Below are 17195 nucleotides of genomic sequence, written 5' to 3'. Positions count from 1 at the left end.
ACAGTCTGAGGTCTTTCCCTGGTTGTAGAGCGTTATGTCCAATTCACTCATGCCGCGCAGTGCCTTTCTTCGCGGCGCTGTGGCGATCATGCCGTTGTCCCTGGCCACCGCGCCCTGGGGGCTGCTGGCCGGTTCCATGGCCATCGAGGCCAATCTCACGCCCCTGCAAGGCCAGGGTTTGTCGAGCATCGTATTTGCCGGGGCGGCGCAACTGGTGGCGATCGGTATGCTCAAGGGCGGTGCGGGGATCTTTTCGATTCTGCTGACCACGCTGCTGCTGACCTCCCAGCATTTGCTCTACGGGATGAGCATGCGTTCGGTGATTTCGCCATTGCCGGGACGCTGGCGTGTGGGGCTCGGTTTTTTGCTCACCGACGAGCTGTTCGCCCTGACCAGTGCGCATGACAAACAACAGTTCAACCGCTGGTACGCGTTGGGTGTCGGCCTGACGTTTTACATCGCCTGGAACCTCTTCACCCTGGCCGGCATCGTGCTGGGCAGCAGCATTCCGGGGCTGGAACATCTGGGGCTGGACTTCTCCATCGCGGCGACCTTTATCGCCCTGATCACCCCGGTGGTGCGGAACGTGCCGACCGTGGTGTGTGTGGCGGTGTCGTTGTTCTGCTCGGTGCTGTTCAGCTACTGGCAATGGGGCTCGGCACTGGTGCTGTCGGGGCTGGCGGGGATGACTGCAGGCTTTATCTGCAACAAATTTTACGGTGGACGCACATGATGGTCTGGACGGTGATTGTCGGCATGGGGCTATTGGTGTTCCTCAACCGCTATGTGTTTCTGGAGCCGCGGCTGCCCGTGCGCTTAAGCAGCAATGCGCGGCAGTTCCTGGGTTTTGCGGTACCGGGCATGCTGACGGCGATCTGCGGGCCGATCGTGTTCATGCCGGACAAGCAGCTGAATCTGCAGTGGGATAACCCGTACCTGATCAGTTCGCTGGTGGCGGTGGGGCTGGTGCTTTACACCCGCAATACCTTGCTCAGTATGTTGTTGAGCATGGGGTTTTTCTTTTTGCTGCGTTGGTGGCTCTAAGTCGTTCCCGTCGAAACTGTTCTACGCTTAAAGGGGACCCCTACAGGAAGAGAGGTGAACATGGCTAATGATCCAAAGCGTCCGTACCCGGATGAAGATGTGGATGACGAACCCACGGAAGAAGAGATTGAGCGGCAGAGGCGTTCGACGCCGGACTGGAAGCACCCCGACGACGGTAAAGAGCTGTCAGATCGCGACCAGGAACTTCCGCTGAAGCCTTGACCGCGCTGCAAATACAAAAAAGCCCCGCTATCAAAGCGCAATGCTGTTCACTTAAGCGGAGCAGCCTTGCGGTTAACCGGATACCGGGTTTTTGACATCTTCACCGCCCTAGGCCTCGCAGGCCTGGGGCGTTTTGCTATGAAGAGCACACCGCTCGTCCAGGCGTCTTGGCGTGTGTGAGGGCGAGACCGCTCCGGCCATGACCACCAGATGGCTGGCGATGTGCTGACAGGCAAACTTGAAACTCACCTCGCTGGGAGCCCGCTTATGAGCTACAGCCGCCTGACTGGCTTCTCGACGCACTACGTTATAAGCCAGTAACAGCCCCCATAATTCTTGATACACCAGGTCTACAGTCTTGCTGCGAAGGGTCAAGGCATTGTCTTGCATTGAGCTTTTGATATCCCTGAAACCCAGTTCGATTTCCCATCGCTCGTGATAAAGGGTGGCGACCTGCTCAGCGCTAAAGTGCGAGGCTGGCAGGGAGGTGAAGACGGTTTTTTCTTTCCCGGCGACCTCGTAGGTGACCGCCCGTACTTGCCAGTACTCAGGCAACAGTGGGTTCTTTTTACGCGCTTGCTGCGAGACCTTCATCTGGACTAGGTAATCACCATCGCCGTAGTGTTCAATTTCCGTGCGAACAGTACCCTTGCGCTCCGGGATCATCCAATGCCGGTTTTTTTCAGTACTTTGGATACTCAACAATAGGTCTGCACTGAAAAATCCTTTGTCCAGCAGGGTCACTGAGTGGTTGGGTATGCTCTCGATGAAGTCCTTGGCCAGCGGGATCTCCCCTTTGCGGTAAGGGCTGATGGCCGCGTTGGCGATGATATGAGAACGGGCGTTCATCAACGCAACAAGGCGCAGCACCGGATAAGGGGTTTGACGATCGGAGGAGGTATTGCCGGAGCCAAAATGGTCCCGCAATGACGACGTTTCCGGGGTTCGAAACAAGGCACCGTCGACGGCAAAGACTTGAAGACCGTGCCAGTCATCTTGCGGGTAGCGCTCGTATCCCCAGACATTGGCGCACTGTTGAAATAACCAAGCGACAGGCTGATTCCCCAGACGCTGGCGCGCCTGCGACAACCCGCTTTTGGCTAACAGCACCTCATTAGCAAGACCGTCGGCACAAATATTCAGTCGGCGAGCGACCTCGACTATTGGCTCACCTCTGAAAAGTGCCATCCCGACTACCAGCCAAAGGACTATGTCCGAAGGCAAGCGCCGACGTCGGATCGTGGCTTTATCCGCCAGAGCGGCCGCTGCGGTGATCCAATCATGAGGAATATGATCGGTGAACACCTCAAGGCGAGAGAGCGGTTGCTTAGCAAAATCCAAAACCGCGCTTAAATCCTGAGCAACAGACATAAAAAATCCGGAATCCTTATCAGATTCCGGATTTTCCGGCTGCCTGAGGATTAGTCAACAATCCTTAAGTGAACAGCATTACGCTTTTTGAGCGAGGCTTTTCATTGGGCGATGATTAAATCAGATCGCTTCATTCCAGCGAATGTGCGTAATGCCCAATTGCTGCGCTTTGATGCGCGCAGTTTCGAGGTTGGCGTGTGCGGCGATTTGACGAGCGGAGTCGGGATAAGCATGGGCGCAAGCCGAGTGGTTTGATGTCGGGTTCGTTCAGTTCGTGGGCTGAATGAACCCGGTCCATCAACTCAAACCTCTTCCAACGGCAGAAAATCGGAGTGGGAGGCCCGATAACCCAAGGTCTTGTCGATCCAGGCGTTTAGCTCGTTAACCATGACCGGAGGTTTGCCCGGATAGCGTTCGAGGGTTGAATGAAGGAGGTTGCGGATAGTGGGGGTTGAACCCAGGTTGCGGGTCTTTATGTATTGCCCGATAAAACAGTCGAGTGGGTAGTGTTCTGTCTTCGAAAGATAAACACACGCCAGACCATCGACTTGATTAATTGTGAAATCGTCGCGCAATTTAATTCTCTGCAAGGCTTGTTGTTGTAGGGATTTCCTTGGTTTATTGACTCTTTGGTCAATTGCGGGGTGCCGAGGGAATGCGGCGCGCATGCTATCCATAGTTGTTCTAAATGTATCGAAGTGTCAGACAGGCGGTTAATAGTTAAATCGCCAAAAAAAGGCAAGTGTTTCTTGGATGAAACGACATGTGTAACGATCAAGTGTTCAATATGTATATATATCCGTTACGTATGCCTGCATTTATGTCTGTATTGATTCGTTCAGGGTGTTTCATCAATCAGTGTCGCGCCTTGATTTCTTGAATTGCCCACCGCTTTGTCCACCTTGTACCATTCGAAAACCTCGCTGACTTCGCCCTGCAACAGCGCCATCTGCTCAGCGCGTTCTTTGGGGGTGGCCGGGTCAAGCCATTCCCGCGCCAGCGGCGCAGACAACACCACGGGGCGCCGGTCATGAATGTCGAGCATGCCGCCCGCGCTGTCGGCGGTGATGATCACAAAGCCGTCGTCGGCCCGCGGCTCATCACCCGCGCGGGGAAACTGTCCGATTGCGGCGCATAAAATCGGTGCCCGGTCCCGTCGGCGGATGAGCCACGGTTGCCTCGTCGAATCCCCGGCGTCGACCCATTCGAACCAGTTGTCGATCGGCACGATTGCGCGGTGCGGCCAGATCGCCCGGAAAAACGGACCGTGGGCGACTTTTTCGACCCGTGCGTTGATCGGTGCCGCCCGATCTTTCGCCCAGTGCGGCCGCCATCCCCAGCGCTGAAAATCGGCGTGCAGGCCGTTGCTTTCCAGATGCAGGAGGGCGAGTTGCGTGGTGGGCGCAGCGTTGTAGCGGGCCAACAGTTCATCCCCGACGTGGTTGATCAACGCGTCGGGGATGCTCAGCGCCGCGACAAAATCGTGAATGCCACGGTACTGCGACAGGCGTCCGCACATAGGCTGATTCTCTGATTGAAGAGCTCCGATTGAAGAGCGCTGACTGGAAATTTCAGCTTAGTTGCTTAGATCACATGGGCGCGCTGCAACTCGGTCAACGACAAGGCCTTGAGGCGAGCCAGCAGCGGGTCCCGCCGGTCACGGGGATGGGCCAGTTGCACCGCCAGCTCCTGACGAATGCTGCTGGGGCGATTGTCCATTACCAGCACCCGATCACTGAGGTACAGCGCTTCGTCCACGTCGTGGGTCACCAGCAGCAGGGCGATGGCGTGACGTTCGGCCAATTGCAGCAGCAGGTCCTGCAGTTTCATTCGGGTAAAGGCGTCCACCGCGCTGAAGGGTTCGTCGAGCAACAGCACGTGCGGTCGCGAGTAGAGGCCGCGAGCGATCGCCACCCGCTGCGCCATGCCGCCCGACAGCGCTTTGGGCAGGGCTTGAGCAAAGCCGTCGAGGCCGACTTCGTTGATCAGTTGCACGACCCAGGCTTTGTCGTAATGGTCGTCGGCGCTGAAACCGATGTTCTGTTCGACCGTCAGCCATGGCATCAGTCGCGGCTCCTGGAACACAAAAGCGACTTCCCCGGCGCTGCTGAGCACTTCGCCCTCAAAGTCCTTTTCCAGTCCGGCGATGATCCGCAACAACGTGCTTTTCCCGCAGCCGCTGGGTCCCAGCAGGCTGATGGCTTCCCGGGGCTGCAATTGCAGATGGATGTTCTTTAGGACGGTGGTGGCGGCGAAGGTTTTGCGATCGACGCGAATGTCCAGCAGGTGGTCGGTCATGGCTCAATCCTCTGCGCTTTGGCCGTTGAAGGTGTCGCGCCAGGCGAGGAAACGTTTCTCCAGGCCGGCGAGAATGCCGTCGCTGAGTTTGCCCAGCAGCGCCAGCACGATGATTGCCGCCAGCACGATGTCCGGGCGTGAAGTCTCGCGACCGTCGCTGAGCAGATACCCCAGGCCTTTAGTCGCGGCGATCAGTTCGGCGGCCACCAAAAACATCCAGGCCAGGCTCATACCGCTACGCAAGCCGGTGAACAGACCGGGCAGGGCGGCGGGCAGCAGAATGCGGCGCACCAGTCGGGGCCGGCTGAAACCGTACATCTGCCCGACTTCCACCAGTTTGCGGTCGATGTCGCGGATCGCCGCGACGCCATTGAGGTACACCGGGAAGAAGGCGCCGATGGCGATCAGGACGATTTTCGAAGTCTCGTCGATGCCCAGCCACAGCAGCAACAGCGGCACCCAGGCCAGGCTCGGAATCGAGCGCAGGCCGGCGAACGTCGGCTCCAGCCAGGCTTCGGCTTCGCGGCTCAAACCGACCCACGCGGCAAATACCAAGGCCAGACCGGCGCCGATGGCGAACCCCAGCAGCACCCGCAACAGACTGGCGCTGATGTGCTTCCACAGCGCGCCTTCGGCGAGGTCTCTCAAGGTCAGCGCGATCTCGCTGGGGGCCGGCATTTGGTAGGACGGCAACCAGCCGATACGCACGATGAATTCCAGCACGAGGAGGATCAGCACCGGTAGGGCGAGGGCCTTGAGGCGGAGTTTCCAGGCGTTGTTGAGGCGTCGGAGTGCGGGCAATGCCAGCGGGGCGGACAGGTGTTTGCTTTTGCTGGTCATTGGGTTCTCCGGTCACGACGAATCAAGATCAAGAGATCGCAGCCTCGTTTCACTCGACAGCACCTACACGAGCCACGGTTTCTCTGAAGCCGGTGTCGATCAGCTGATCGATCACTTGATCGACATTCACCCCACGACGAACCAGTTCTTCGGAAACCAGAATCGGTGCGGCAGCCTTGGAGGCGATCACGTCCTTGGCGGTCAATTGCGGGCTGCTCAGGTCGGTGCGCGACAATTGCAGCTTGGCAACTTCCAGCGGCAGGCCGGATTCGCCAGCGAGTAGCTTCGCCAGTTCCTCGGGATTTTTTACCGCCCACTCGCGAGCTTGCTCGTAGGCATTCAGTACGGTGTCGATGGTTTTTGGGTGTTCTTTGGCATAGCTGTCGGTGACGCTAACCACGCCGTAGCTGTTGAAATGGGTGTTGCGATAGAGCAGGCGCGAACCGGCCTGAACCTGGCTCGCGGCCATGTGCGGATCGAGTCCGGCCCAGGCGTCGACGTCACCTTTTTCCAGCGCGGTGCGACCGTCCGGGTGCTGCAAATGCACCAGTTCCACATCGTCTTTGCCGAGGCCTGCCTGTTGCAGGCTGCGCAGGGTAAACAGGTACGGATCGGTGCCCTTGGTGGCGGCGATTTTTTTGCCTTTCAGATCGGCCACGGTCTTGTAGGGCGAATCCTTGCGCACCACCAGCGCCGTCCATTCGGCGCGGCTGTAGACGTAAACCGATTTGATCGGGCTGCCATTGGCGCGGCTCAGCACGGCGGCGAGGCTGGCGGAGGAGGCGAAGTCGACGCCGCCGCTGTTGAGGTATTCCAGCGAGCGGTTGCTGCCCTGGCTCAGTACCCAGCTGACCTTGGTCTGTGGCAGGGCTTTTTCCAGAAAGCCGAAGTGTTTGAGCACCAGGCTCACGGGCGAGTAGTAGGCGTAATCCAGATGCACTTCGGCTGGTGGCGCTTCAGCGGCCTGGGCAAGCGGTTGCAGGCTCAGTGCCAGGGCGCAGGCGCTGAGCAGAGACCTGACGTGGGGAAAGCGGAAGGTGGTTTTCATGGGACAGCTCCAGGCAAGGCGGCGAGGTTCTTATTTCCAAAAATCATTTTTTATAAATGCTTCCTGCATAAAAGGAATATTGCAGGCTCTGTGCCATGTTTTACGGGACGAGTGTTTTCAAGGCCTTGGCGCTGAAGCAGCGACAGAGAGATGTTCAAGGGAAAACAGTCTGTTTAGTCGCTGTTGCTGGGCAAACACTGTTCGCTGGTGGTCATGAGCTTATGCATTAATCGAATTTTAAAAGCTTCTTGTAAGAGCGTTATGGTCTATCGCAATAACCCTCAAGGAGCCCTCGATGAACCTGCCCCGATTCGTGCGCAGTCTGCTGACCAGCGCACTGTTCGCCGCACCACAGGCTTACGCCGCCGAGCCCGTCGTCCTGCACGTCGGTGATCAGAACTACTAAAACGTTCGCGCTTCGGTGGAGGCGTCAGGCGTACTGAAAGATGCGCCGTATACCGTCGACTGGAAGCACTTTCAGGCCGCCGCGCCACTGGCCGAAGCGCTGAACACCGGTGCGCTGGATCTGGGTTTTCTCGGCGATTCGGGCTTTCTGTTCCTCGCCGCCAAGCAGGCGCCGGTGAAACTGATCGGCGTGTCGCGGCAGAACCCCGACACCATCGCCTTGCTGGTGCCCAAGGATTCGCCGGTCAAAACCATCGCCGATCTGAAGGGTAAGAAAGTCGCGTATTGGCCCGGCGCCTGGAGCCAGCAATTGACCCTGCGCGCCCTGGAAAAAGCCGACCTGCCGGAAGACTACGTCGACTTCATCAAACTGATGCCGATCGATGCCGCCGCCGCGTTGCCTCAGGGCAGCATCGACGCATTCCCGGTCTGGGAACCTTACATCTCCCAGCAGATTCTGTTCTCCGGCGCCCGGCCGATCCTCACCGCCAAGAACTTGATGCCCGGCCTGAGCGCCATCGCCGCCTCGACGCCGTCGATCGACAGCAAACGCGAAGCCATTGCCGACTTTCTGGTGCGCCTGAAAAAGGCCCGGGCCTGGGTCGACAACCACACCGACGAGTACGCCGATCTCTGGGCGAAGAAAGCCAACCTTGACCAGAACGTTTCACGCCATTGGTTGCGCCAGGCCCACATGACCGTCGGCCCGGTGGATGCGCAGGCAGCCAAGGATCTGCAAAGCACGGCGGACTTCCTGTTCAAGGTAAAAGCGCTGCCGGCTGCGCTGGCGACTGCGCCGATTATCGACAGCTCATTTCAGCAAGCGTTTGCCCAGTAACCCACGATGCCGGGCAGCACTGGAACCAAACACTGTGTACCCTTATCCAACCTCGGCCTGCTGCGACCTGCGGGCCGACGAAGGATAAATGGGCGAAGGATTTTTGCCCTTTGACGTGTTGACCGTAACGGTCTGGCCCAAGGCAAAACATGAAACAGCTGTTCAAGGTTCTCTCTGCACTCATCATCGCCACAGGGCTGGTTGGGTGTATCGCTTCTCCCATCGAAATGACGCCTCAGACCGAACAGCGTCTGAGCGCGCAACCACCGATCCGTTTTCTGCTGACCTTTGACGACGGTCCCAGCGCCTCGAGTTTCTGGAATCCGACGATGACGGTGCTCGACAGTTTGGCCACTAACCCGGTGCAGCCGAACCTCAAAGCGGTGTTCTTTGTGCAGACCCGTGCACCACGTGCCGGCAACAGCGACATCGGTCGCGAGGTCATGCGCCGTGAACACGCAGAAGGGCAGATATTGGGTTTCCACACGGCGACCCACTCGCACACCAATCATCGCTCCCTGAGTCCGGAAGAACTGGAGCAGTCGCTGGGCAAAGGCAGCGCCGACATCGCCGCGATCACCGGCGCGCCGCCGACCCTTGTTCGTCCGCCATTCTGGAACTATGACAAACGGGTCTTCGCCGCCTATGAGCAGCACGGCATGCACGTATTGCTCACCGATCTGAGCGCCAATGACGGCAAAATCTGGGGTTTCAACGCCAGTCCCCGGCGGCGGGCCCACTTCTTGCGCACAATGTCCGAAGTGCGCGAACGCATCGCTCTTGGCGAGTTGCCGGTGGTGGACGGGGTGATTCCGGTGGTGGTGACGTTCCACGACCTCAATCGCTACACCGCCCGGCATGCTCGCGAATATCTGCAAATCCTCCTCGACAGTGCCCGCGCCACTGGGGTGAAGCTGGCAGAGAAGCCGTTTTACGACGACACGGCAGCGCTGCAACGGGCCGCCATGGCGCGTACCGTTCGCGACAGTTCACAGCCGGTTAAATTACCGGGGCTCTGGAACTGGATCTGGGGTGCGGATTCTCATTGAAAGGTCGCCAAAGTGAGAAACAGCTAACACTTATTTTCAGCATTGGCGGGCGCAGAATTGGAAAAGCGCATCTATGCTGAGAAAGTTGGATCCGATTAATGGCCACGGAGGCGCCAGTCATGGTTTCAGTTCCTGAGCTTTGCCGCATCGTTGAGTCCGGTTTTCAACCGCGTTCTTGTGCCTGCACGGTGAATCCCGACGGAACGTTACGGATCAAAGTCTACGAACCCGCCACCGGGCGAATTCTTTTGTTGATCACCAGAGTATCGCCAGCACGGCTGACCACCGTTCGTGATATCTCCAATCTGATTGGCGAGTTGCGCATCGAGATGCGCGCCGGTCGTCGGGCGTTTGCCGGCTAGGCCCGCGGTTGCAGTTCATCAATCATCTGCAAGCAATGATTTAACCCCGGCGATACGTCGCCCACGCGCCTGCTGAGAATAATCGGCGAGGTCGCGTTGTCTTCCAGCAGCGGCGTGAAACCGATGTCGTCGCGGTGCAGCAATTGCACCGAGGCCGGCACCAGGGTGACGCCGATTCCCGCTCCCACCAGACCGATGGCTGTTTGCAGCTCATTGGTCCATTGCGCCACATGGATGCTCACGCCATAGGATTCGAATAACGCGATCACATGGTCGGCGTAGCTAGGACGTGGGTTACCGGGGTACAGCACGAAGGGTTCTTTCGCCAATTCGCGAAGACTGATCGGCCCGGCCAGTAATGGGTGACCGGCGGGCAGGGCGGCGACCAGCCGATCTTCGGTCAACACAGTCTGGATGATCGCCGGGTCATCGATGCGAATGCGGCCGAAACCAATGTCGATGCGCCCGGCCTTGAGCGCCTGCACTTGTTGCAACGTGGTCATTTCCGAGAGCCCCAGTTCAAGCTCCAGGGGCTCGCCGCTGCGCAAACGGCGAATCAGTTCCGGCAGCACGCCGTAAAGCGTCGACGGGGCGAAACCGATACCCAGCCAGGTCTTTTCGCCCAGACCGATCCGTCGCGTGTTGTCGCACACCTTGCTCAGTTGCTCGAGCAGGGCGGTGGAGTGCTCATGGAAAAACCGCCCGGCATCGGTCAGCTTCAGCGGTCGCCCGCGTTCCAGCAACAACACCCCGAGTTCATCCTCCAGTTGCTGCATCTGCCGGCTCAGCGGCGGTTGGGCAATGTGCAAAAGCTCGGCGGCGCGGGTGAAATTGAGGGTTTGAGCCAACACCTGAAAATACCGTAGGTGACGCAGTTCCATGGGGCCTCCAAGCACAAGTCGTTTGCATACCTTAAAGGTATCAAGTCAGACCAATTCTATATTGGCTTCCCGAAAAAAGCCGTACCAGAATCGGTTCCAGAACTTTAAGAACCTGACGGGTATCGACATGCTTGCAACAGCCATTGAATCGATCGAGACGATCATCGTCGATCTGCCGACCATCCGCCCGCACAAGCTGGCGATGCACACCATGCAGAATCAAACCCTGGTGATCATTCGCGTGCGCTGCGCCGACGGCATTGAAGGTATTGGTGAGTCCACCACCATCGGTGGCCTGGCCTACGGCAACGAAAGCCCTGACAGCATCAAGACCAACATCGACAAACACTTCGCGCCGCTGTTGCTGGGCCAGGACAGCGCCAGCGTGAATGCCGCGATGTTGCGTCTGGAGCGCAGTATCCGTGGCAACACGTTCGCTAAATCAGGTATCGAAACCGCGTTGCTCGACGCTCAGGGCAAACGCCTTGGGCTGCCGGTCAGCGAGTTGCTGGGCGGCCGCGTTCGCGATGCCCTGCCAGTGGCATGGACCCTGGCCAGTGGCGACACCGACAAGGACATCGCCGAGGCGGAAAAAATGCTCGACCTGCGCCGCCATCGGATCTTCAAACTGAAAATCGGGGCGGGTGAGGTCAACCGCGACCTGGCCCACGTCATTGCGATCAAAAAAGCGTTGGGAGACCGCGCCAGCGTGCGGGTGGATGTCAATCAGGCCTGGGATGAAGCGGTCGCGCTGCGCGCCTGCCGGATCCTGGGAACCAACGGCATCGACCTGATCGAACAGCCGATCTCGCGCAACAACCGCGCCGGCATGGCGCGTTTGAACACCATGAGCCCGGCGCCGATCATGGCCGATGAATCCATCGAGTGCGTGGAAGATGCGTTCAACCTGGCGCGGGACGGCGCGGCGTCGGTGTTCGCCCTGAAAATCGCCAAGAACGGCGGTCCGCGCGCCGTGCTGCGAACCGCTGCGATTGCCGAAGCCGCCGGTATCGGCCTGTATGGCGGCACCATGCTTGAAGGTGGCATCGGCACCCTGGCCTCGGCCCATGCCTTTATCACGCTGAACAAGCTGGCGTGGGATACCGAGCTGTTCGGTCCATTGCTGCTGACTGAAGACATTCTCAGCGAGGCGCTGGTCTATCGCGATTTTGAGCTGCACGTGCCGAAAACACCGGGGCTTGGCCTGAGCCTCGATGAAGAACGTCTGGCGTTCTTCCGCCGTGACAAAACGTCGACTGCCATTCATCAAGCCTGAGGAGAGCAACATGCTGTTCCACGTAAAAATGACCGTGAATCTGCCGGTCGACATGAATCCGCAAGCAGCCGCCAAATTGAAGGCTGACGAAAAAGCCCTGGCCCAGCGCCTGCAAGAGCAAGGCAAGTGGCGTCACCTGTGGCGCATCGCCGGTCACTATGCCAATTACAGCGTTTTCGACGTCGACAGCGTTCAGGAACTGCACGACTTGCTCATGCAATTGCCGCTGTTTTCATACATGGCGATCGAGGTCGACGCGATGTGCCGGCATCCTTCTTCCATCCGCGAGGATGACCGCTGAACCCAGCCTGTTCAGTTCGCTACGCTAATAATTACAAGATGAGGAACCCACCAAAATGAACGTCAAGATTTCCCACACTGCCGGTGTCCAGAAGTTTCTCGAAGAGGCCAGCGGTCTGCTCAACGACGCCGGCGACCCGCGGGTCAAGGCCCTGGTCTACCGCATCCTGCGTGATTCGGTGAACATCATCGAAGACCTGGCCGTGACCCCGGAAGAGTTCTGGAAAGCCGTCAACTACCTCAACGTGCTGGGTGCGCGTCAAGAGGCCGGGTTGGTGGTGGCCGGGCTCGGTCTGGAGCATTACCTCGACCTGCTGATGGATGCTGAAGACGAACAGGCGGGCAAGGCCGGAGGCACACCGCGGACCATCGAAGGCCCGCTGTACGTGGCGGGTGCGCCGCTGTCGGAAGGCGAAGCGCGACTGGATGACGGCGTCGATCCGGGTGTGGTGCTGTTCATGCAGGGCCAGGTCAAGAACACCGCCGGCGAACCGTTGGCCGGCGCGGTGGTGGATGTCTGGCACGCCAACACCGGTGGCACTTACTCCTACTTCGATACCACTCAATCGGAGTTCAACCTGCGTCGTCGTATCGTCACCGATGCCGACGGTCGTTATCGCTTTCGCAGTATCGTGCCGTCGGGCTATGGCTGCCCGCCGGACGGTCCGACCCAGCTACTGCTCGATCAACTGGGCCGTCATGGGCAACGGCCGGCGCACATTCACTTCTTCATCTCCGCGCCGGATCATCGTCACCTGACCACCCAGATCAACCTCGATGGCGATCAGTACCTGCACGACGATTTCGCCTATGCCACTCGGGATGAGCTGATCGCGAAAGTCACCTTCAGTGATGATCAACAGCGTGCGGCGGCCCATGGTGTGAACGGTCGCTTTGCCGAAATCGACTTCGATTTCACCTTGCAGACCTCCGCACAACCCGACGAGCAGCAACGCCACGAGCGGGTCCGCGCACTCGAGGACTGATATCCTCGAACAGCGGAACCGGGCCACGAGATTACCGACCGTTTATCTCGTGGCCTTCGGCGTTTCTGGAACGGCCCGACGCAACCTATAACAACAATGAGAGTGACCCGATGATGCAAGCGCAACTGTTGAGTCAGCGCAGCACCGTATTCGACCACGCCGACCCTTACGCGGTGTCGGGCTACGTCAATCAGCATGTCGGTAACCATTGCATTCTGATGCCCCGGGCCGGGCGACCGCTGGCCAGCCTCAATCACCGCAAATTTGCCAGCCTCGACCTGTGCCGCATCAGTTATGGCGGCAGCGTACGGGTCACTTCCGGTGCGCTGGAAAGCATCTATCACCTGCAAGTGCTGCTGCGCGGCAACTGCCTGTGGCGCGGCCACGGCCAGGAACACTACTTCGCACCCGGCGAGTTGCTGCTGATCAATCCCGATGATCCGGTGGACCTGACGTATTCCGACGATTGCGAAAAATTCATCCTCAAAGTACCCACCCCGTTATTGGAGTCCGTGTGCGATGAGCAGCGCTGGCGGTATCCGGGGCAGGGCGTGCGGTTTCTGGAGAACCGTTATCAGCTCGATGAGCTGGAAGGCTTTGTCGGTCTGCTGGCGATGATTTGCCAGGAAGCCGAGGCCACCGAGCAGATTCCCAAAGTGCAGGAGCACTACGCACAGATCATCGTCAGCAAGATGCTCAGCCTGATGAAGACCAATGTCAGCCGGATCAGTCTCGGCTCACAGACGGCTACGTTCGAGGTGATTGCCGACTACATCGCGGGCCACCTCAAACAGGACATCGACAGCGAAGAACTGGCGCGCCAGGCGCGGATGAGTCTGCGCTCGTTGTACGGATTGTTTGAACGCAACGCCGGCACCACGCCGAAAAACTACATCCGGCAAAAACGCCTTGAGCGCATCTACGCCTGCCTGAGCGACCCGACCTGCAACGTGCGCAACGTCACGGAAGTGGCGATGGATTACGGCTTTCTGCACCTGGGACGGTTCTCCGACAGTTATCGCAAACAGTTTGGCGAGTTGCCGTCCGACACCCTCAAACGCCGCCACTGAAACACCGCAAATCACCTGTAGCAGCTGCCGAGCCTGCGAGGCTGCGTTCGAGTGCGAAGCGCTCGCCAATCGGAACACTGTGGTCTGTCTGAAGCACGGGGTGAGTTAACTCGCGAGCGCTTCGCACTCGAACGCAGCCTCGCAGGCTCGACAGCTGCTACAGGAAGTGGGCCGTTTGCAGTAAACGGATACAGGTCCGCACCCAGCGGATAGTCCGCCACATCCCCCCGTCCTAGCATGGCCCTGCCTGAATAAAAACAATGGAGGCGGCGGCCATGTCCCTGCGACCCGAATACCTTCACTCCCTGCTCGAAGATGACAAAGAACAGGGCATCTATCGCTGCAAGCGCGAGATGTTCACCGACCCGCGGCTGTTCGATCTCGAGATGCAGCACATCTTCGAAGGGAACTGGCTGTACCTGGCCCACGAAAGCCAGATCCCCAACAAAAACGATTTCTACACCACCACCATGGGGCGCCAGTCGATCTTCATCGCGCGCAACAAGGACGGTGAGCTCAATGCGTTCCTCAACGCCTGCAGCCATCGTGGCGCGACGCTGTGCCGGCACAAGTCTGGCAACAAGAGCTCGTACACCTGCCCGTTCCACGGCTGGACCTTCAACAACTCCGGCAAGCTGCTCAAGGTCAAGGATCCGGCCGAAGCGGGCTACCCGACGAGCTTCAACTGCGAAGGCTCCCACGACCTGACCAAAGTCGCGCGTTTCGAGTCTTATCGCGGCTTCCTGTTTGGCAGCCTCAAGGCCGATGTCGTGCCGTTGGTTGAACACCTGGGCGAGTCGGCGAAGATCATCGACATGATCGTCGACCAGTCCGCCGATGGCCTGGAAGTGCTGCGTGGTTCCTCCAGCTACATCTACGAAGGCAACTGGAAGCTCACCGCCGAAAACGGTGCCGACGGCTATCACGTCAGCTCCGTGCATTGGAACTACGCCGCCACCCAGAACCAGCGCAAGCAGCGCGAGGCCGGCGATTGCAATCCGACCATGAGTGCCGGCAGCTGGGCCAAGCAGGGCGGTGGTTTCTATTCCTTCGACAAGGGCCACATGTTGCTCTGGACCCGTTGGGCCAACCCCGAAGACCGTCCGCTGTACGAGCGTCGCGATGAGCTGGCCCAGGACTTCGGCAAGGCTCGCGCCGACTGGATGATCGAGAACTCGCGCAACCTGTGCCTGTACCCGAACGTGTACCTGATGGACCAGTTCAGCTCGCAGATCCGTATCGCCCGGCCGATCTCGGTCGACCGCACGGAAATCACCATTTACTGCATCGCCCCCAAAGGCGAGAGCGACCACGCCCGTTCGAGCCGGATTCGTCAGTACGAAGACTTCTTCAACGTCAGCGGTATGGCCACCCCGGACGATCTGGAAGAATTTCGTTCCTGCCAGACCAGTTATCAGGGCAGCGTGACCGCCTGGAACGACATGTCCCGTGGCGCCGAGCACTGGATCGAAGGCGCCGATGAGGCGGCCAAGGAAATCGACCTGCATCCGCTGCTCAGCGGCGTGCGCACCGAAGACGAAGGCCTGTTCGTGCTGCAACACAAGTATTGGCAGCAGACCATGCTCAAGGCCTTGGCCGCCGAGCAGTCCGAACTGATTGCTGTGGAGGCCGTGCAATGACCATCACTTATGACAACCTGCGCGATTTTCTCTACCGCGAAGCGCGCTACCTCGATGACCGGCAATGGGACGAATGGCTGGAGCTGTACGCCCCGGACGCGACGTTCTGGATGCCGTCCTGGGACGACAACGACGAGTTGACCGAAGACCCGCAGCGGGAAATCTCGCTGATCTGGTACGGCAACCGCACCGGTCTGGAAGACCGCGTCTTCCGCATCAAGACCGAACGCTCCAGTGCGAGCATTCCGGACACCCGCACCTCGCACAACATCAGCAACATCGAGCTGCTCGAGCAGGCCGACGGGCTCTGCAAGGTGCGCTTCAACTGGCACACCCTGAGCTTTCGCTACAAGACCGTCGACAGCTATTTCGGCAGCAGTTTCTACACCCTCGATGTGCGCGGTGAGAACCCGCTGATCAAGGCCAAGAAAGTGATCCTGAAGAACGATTACGTTCGTCAGGTCATCGATGTCTACCACCTCTGAGGCGGCCGTCATGACTCATTCCATTGCATTCAATTTCGAAGACGGCGTCACCCGATTCATCGACGCCAACGCCGGCGAAACCGTGGCCGATGCCGCGTACCGCCAGGGCATCAATATTCCGCTGGACTGCCGCGATGGCGCTTGCGGTACCTGCAAATGCTTCGCCGAGGCCGGCCGTTATGATTTGGGCGACGAGTACATCGAAGACGCCCTCAGCGCGGAAGAAGCCGAGCAAGGTTTCGTCCTGACCTGCCAGATGCGCGCCCAGAGCGATTGCGTGATTCGCGTGCCGACCTCCTCTCAGGTTTGCCGCACCCGTCAGGCCAGCTATGACGCCACCATCAGCGCCGTGCGCCAGCTGTCCGACAGCACCATCGCGCTGTCAATCAAGGGCGAAGCCCTGAGCAAACTGGCGTTCCTGCCGGGGCAATACGTGAACCTCGCCATTCCCGGCAGCGAGCAGACCCGCGCTTATTCGTTCAGCTCGTTGCAGCGTGACGGCGAGGTCAGCTTCCTGATTCGCAACGTGCCCGGCGGCTTGATGAGCAGCTTCCTTACCGGCATGGCCAAGGCCGGCGACAGCATGAGCCTGGCCGGGCCGTTGGGCAGTTTCTATCTGCGCGACATTCGCCGTCCGTTGTTGCTGCTGGCCGGCGGTACGGGGCTGGCACCGTTCACGGCGATGCTGGAAAAAATCGTCGAACAGGGCAGTGAGCATCCGCTGCATTTGATCTACGGCGTGACCAACGATTTCGATCTGGTGGAACTTGATCGACTCGAAGCCTTCGCCGCGCGAATCCCGAACTTCAGCTTCAGTGCCTGCGTCGCCAACCCGGACAGTCAGCATCCGCTCAAGGGCTACGTGACCCAGCACATCGAGCCGCAGCATTTGAACGAAGGTGACGTCGATGTCTACCTGTGCGGCCCGCCGCCGATGGTCGAGGCCGTCAGCCAGTTCATCCGTGAGAAAGGCATCGCGCCGACAAACTTTTACTACGAGAAATTTGCCGCCAGCGCGGCCTGAGCCCGCGCTGATACCGAGCCAGACATAAATCCAGTGTGGGAGCGAGCCTGCTCGCG

18 protein-coding genes and 2 pseudogenes are annotated in these 17195 nt (G+C 59.1%); 13 read left to right on the top strand and 7 right to left on the bottom strand.

The genetic code is table 11. The features are described 5' to 3' along the window. Positions 1–34 precede the first annotated feature (34 nt). The 3 genes from QFW87_RS15970 to QFW87_RS15960 are packed head-to-tail and all read left to right on the top strand — an operon-like array spanning position 35 to position 1266. Positions 35–733 (top strand): AzlC family ABC transporter permease, encoded by a 699-nt coding sequence (locus tag QFW87_RS15970; RefSeq protein ID WP_283184023.1) that lies wholly within the window; start codon positions 35–37, stop codon positions 731–733. Beyond that, complete coding sequence (locus QFW87_RS15965) at positions 733–1044, top strand: AzlD domain-containing protein (RefSeq protein WP_283184555.1); 312 nt, start codon at positions 733–735, stop codon at positions 1042–1044. Before QFW87_RS15970 ends, QFW87_RS15965 begins: the two co-directional genes overlap by 1 nt. Before the next feature lie 60 nt (positions 1045–1104). After that, complete coding sequence (locus QFW87_RS15960; RefSeq protein ID WP_283184024.1) at positions 1105–1266, top strand: hypothetical protein; 162 nt, start codon at positions 1105–1107, stop codon at positions 1264–1266. A gap of 47 nt (positions 1267–1313) precedes the next feature. Here the strand turns inward: QFW87_RS15960 and QFW87_RS15955 are convergent. The 6 genes and pseudogenes from QFW87_RS15955 to QFW87_RS15930 all read right to left on the bottom strand — a co-directional run bounded on the left by QFW87_RS15955 (position 1314) and on the right by QFW87_RS15930 (position 6823). After that, positions 1314–2637: pseudogene (locus tag QFW87_RS15955) on the bottom strand (IS4 family transposase). A gap of 302 nt (positions 2638–2939) precedes the next feature. Then, entirely contained in the window at positions 2940–3212 is a 273-nt protein-coding gene (locus tag QFW87_RS15950; RefSeq protein WP_283190922.1) for a hypothetical protein, read from the bottom strand. 263 nt (positions 3213–3475) lie between these two features. Then, positions 3476–4156: an SOS response-associated peptidase gene (locus QFW87_RS15945; protein ID WP_283184025.1), complete on the bottom strand. Its 681-nt coding sequence runs from the start codon at positions 4154–4156 to the stop codon at positions 3476–3478. Between the two features lie 65 nt (positions 4157–4221). Continuing rightward, positions 4222–4935, bottom strand: coding sequence for an ABC transporter ATP-binding protein (locus QFW87_RS15940; RefSeq protein ID WP_283188219.1), 714 nt, complete (start codon positions 4933–4935; stop codon positions 4222–4224). A 3-nt stretch (positions 4936–4938) separates the two neighbouring features. Then, complete coding sequence (locus QFW87_RS15935) at positions 4939–5775, bottom strand: ABC transporter permease (protein ID WP_283188218.1); 837 nt, start codon at positions 5773–5775, stop codon at positions 4939–4941. Positions 5776–5824: 49 nt separating this feature from the next. Continuing rightward, the gene (locus tag QFW87_RS15930; RefSeq protein ID WP_283188217.1) at positions 5825–6823 is read right to left on the bottom strand and encodes an aliphatic sulfonate ABC transporter substrate-binding protein; all 999 of its coding nucleotides are present in this window, start codon (positions 6821–6823) and stop codon (positions 5825–5827) included. Positions 6824–7118: 295 nt separating this feature from the next. Here QFW87_RS15930 and QFW87_RS15925 point away from each other — a divergent pair. The 3 genes and pseudogenes from QFW87_RS15925 (at position 7119) to QFW87_RS15915 (ending at position 9477) form a co-directional block, all read left to right on the top strand. Further along, a pseudogene (locus QFW87_RS15925) lies at positions 7119–8066 on the top strand (ABC transporter substrate-binding protein). Positions 8067–8215: 149 nt separating this feature from the next. After that, positions 8216–9115, top strand: a complete 900-nt coding sequence (locus QFW87_RS15920) for a polysaccharide deacetylase family protein (protein ID WP_283188216.1) — start codon at positions 8216–8218, stop codon at positions 9113–9115. Positions 9116–9234: 119 nt separating this feature from the next. Beyond that, positions 9235–9477: a DUF1652 domain-containing protein gene (locus QFW87_RS15915; RefSeq protein WP_046047441.1), complete on the top strand. Its 243-nt coding sequence runs from the start codon at positions 9235–9237 to the stop codon at positions 9475–9477. On the opposite strand, the gene QFW87_RS15910 is transcribed toward QFW87_RS15915, so the two are convergent. Further along, positions 9474–10358, bottom strand: coding sequence for a LysR family transcriptional regulator (locus tag QFW87_RS15910; RefSeq protein WP_008154539.1), 885 nt, complete (start codon positions 10356–10358; stop codon positions 9474–9476). The genes QFW87_RS15915 and QFW87_RS15910 overlap by 4 nt on opposite strands. A 127-nt stretch (positions 10359–10485) precedes the next feature. Between QFW87_RS15910 and QFW87_RS15905 the strand changes: the two genes are divergently transcribed. From QFW87_RS15905 to benC, 7 genes are all read left to right on the top strand, one after another. Next, positions 10486–11634, top strand: coding sequence for a muconate cycloisomerase family protein (locus QFW87_RS15905; protein WP_283188215.1), 1149 nt, complete (start codon positions 10486–10488; stop codon positions 11632–11634). A 10-nt stretch (positions 11635–11644) separates the two neighbouring features. Further along, a complete protein-coding gene (gene catC / locus QFW87_RS15900; RefSeq protein WP_283188214.1) occupies positions 11645–11935 on the top strand; it encodes a muconolactone Delta-isomerase in 291 nt (96 codons plus the stop codon). Positions 11936–11990: 55 nt separating this feature from the next. Beyond that, on the top strand, positions 11991–12920 hold the full coding sequence (gene catA / locus QFW87_RS15895) for a catechol 1,2-dioxygenase (RefSeq protein ID WP_283188213.1): 930 nt from the start codon (positions 11991–11993) through the stop codon (positions 12918–12920). Between the two features lie 110 nt (positions 12921–13030). Then, a complete protein-coding gene (locus QFW87_RS15890; protein ID WP_283188212.1) occupies positions 13031–13990 on the top strand; it encodes an AraC family transcriptional regulator in 960 nt (319 codons plus the stop codon). A gap of 275 nt (positions 13991–14265) precedes the next feature. After that, positions 14266–15630 (top strand): benzoate 1,2-dioxygenase large subunit, encoded by a 1365-nt coding sequence (gene benA, locus QFW87_RS15885; protein WP_283188211.1) that lies wholly within the window; start codon positions 14266–14268, stop codon positions 15628–15630. Then, positions 15627–16115, top strand: a complete 489-nt coding sequence (gene benB / locus QFW87_RS15880; RefSeq protein WP_283184035.1) for a benzoate 1,2-dioxygenase small subunit — start codon at positions 15627–15629, stop codon at positions 16113–16115. Before benA ends, benB begins: the two co-directional genes overlap by 4 nt. Positions 16116–16125: 10 nt before the next feature. After that, a complete protein-coding gene (gene benC, locus QFW87_RS15875) occupies positions 16126–17139 on the top strand; it encodes a benzoate 1,2-dioxygenase electron transfer component BenC (RefSeq protein WP_283188210.1) in 1014 nt (337 codons plus the stop codon). Positions 17140–17195 lie beyond the last annotated feature (56 nt).

This window comes from Pseudomonas sp. PMCC200344, from assembly GCF_030053095.1.
Taxonomy (GTDB): Bacteria; Pseudomonadota; Gammaproteobacteria; order Pseudomonadales; family Pseudomonadaceae; genus Aquipseudomonas; species Aquipseudomonas svalbardensis.
Note: the sequence above shows the minus strand (reverse complement) of the source record. Positions and strands in the feature narration are given on the sequence as shown.

Coding starts and splice junctions, on each gene's coding strand:
- QFW87_RS15970 (WP_283184023.1), top strand. CDS start 35: ATGTCCAATTCACTCATGCCGCGCAGTGCCTTTCTTCGCGGCGCTGTG.
- QFW87_RS15965 (WP_283184555.1), top strand. CDS start 733: ATGGTCTGGACGGTGATTGTCGGCATGGGGCTATTGGTGTTCCTCAAC.
- QFW87_RS15960 (WP_283184024.1), top strand. CDS start 1,105: ATGGCTAATGATCCAAAGCGTCCGTACCCGGATGAAGATGTGGATGAC.
- QFW87_RS15945 (WP_283184025.1), bottom strand. CDS start 4,156: ATGTGCGGACGCCTGTCGCAGTACCGTGGCATTCACGATTTTGTCGCG.
- QFW87_RS15940 (WP_283188219.1), bottom strand. CDS start 4,935: ATGACCGACCACCTGCTGGACATTCGCGTCGATCGCAAAACCTTCGCC.
- QFW87_RS15935 (WP_283188218.1), bottom strand. CDS start 5,775: ATGACCAGCAAAAGCAAACACCTGTCCGCCCCGCTGGCATTGCCCGCA.
- QFW87_RS15930 (WP_283188217.1), bottom strand. CDS start 6,823: ATGAAAACCACCTTCCGCTTTCCCCACGTCAGGTCTCTGCTCAGCGCC.
- QFW87_RS15920 (WP_283188216.1), top strand. CDS start 8,216: ATGAAACAGCTGTTCAAGGTTCTCTCTGCACTCATCATCGCCACAGGG.
- QFW87_RS15915 (WP_046047441.1), top strand. CDS start 9,235: ATGGTTTCAGTTCCTGAGCTTTGCCGCATCGTTGAGTCCGGTTTTCAA.
- QFW87_RS15910 (WP_008154539.1), bottom strand. CDS start 10,358: ATGGAACTGCGTCACCTACGGTATTTTCAGGTGTTGGCTCAAACCCTC.
- QFW87_RS15905 (WP_283188215.1), top strand. CDS start 10,486: ATGCTTGCAACAGCCATTGAATCGATCGAGACGATCATCGTCGATCTG.
- catC (WP_283188214.1), top strand. CDS start 11,645: ATGCTGTTCCACGTAAAAATGACCGTGAATCTGCCGGTCGACATGAAT.
- catA (WP_283188213.1), top strand. CDS start 11,991: ATGAACGTCAAGATTTCCCACACTGCCGGTGTCCAGAAGTTTCTCGAA.
- QFW87_RS15890 (WP_283188212.1), top strand. CDS start 13,031: ATGATGCAAGCGCAACTGTTGAGTCAGCGCAGCACCGTATTCGACCAC.
- benA (WP_283188211.1), top strand. CDS start 14,266: ATGTCCCTGCGACCCGAATACCTTCACTCCCTGCTCGAAGATGACAAA.
- benB (WP_283184035.1), top strand. CDS start 15,627: ATGACCATCACTTATGACAACCTGCGCGATTTTCTCTACCGCGAAGCG.
- benC (WP_283188210.1), top strand. CDS start 16,126: ATGACTCATTCCATTGCATTCAATTTCGAAGACGGCGTCACCCGATTC.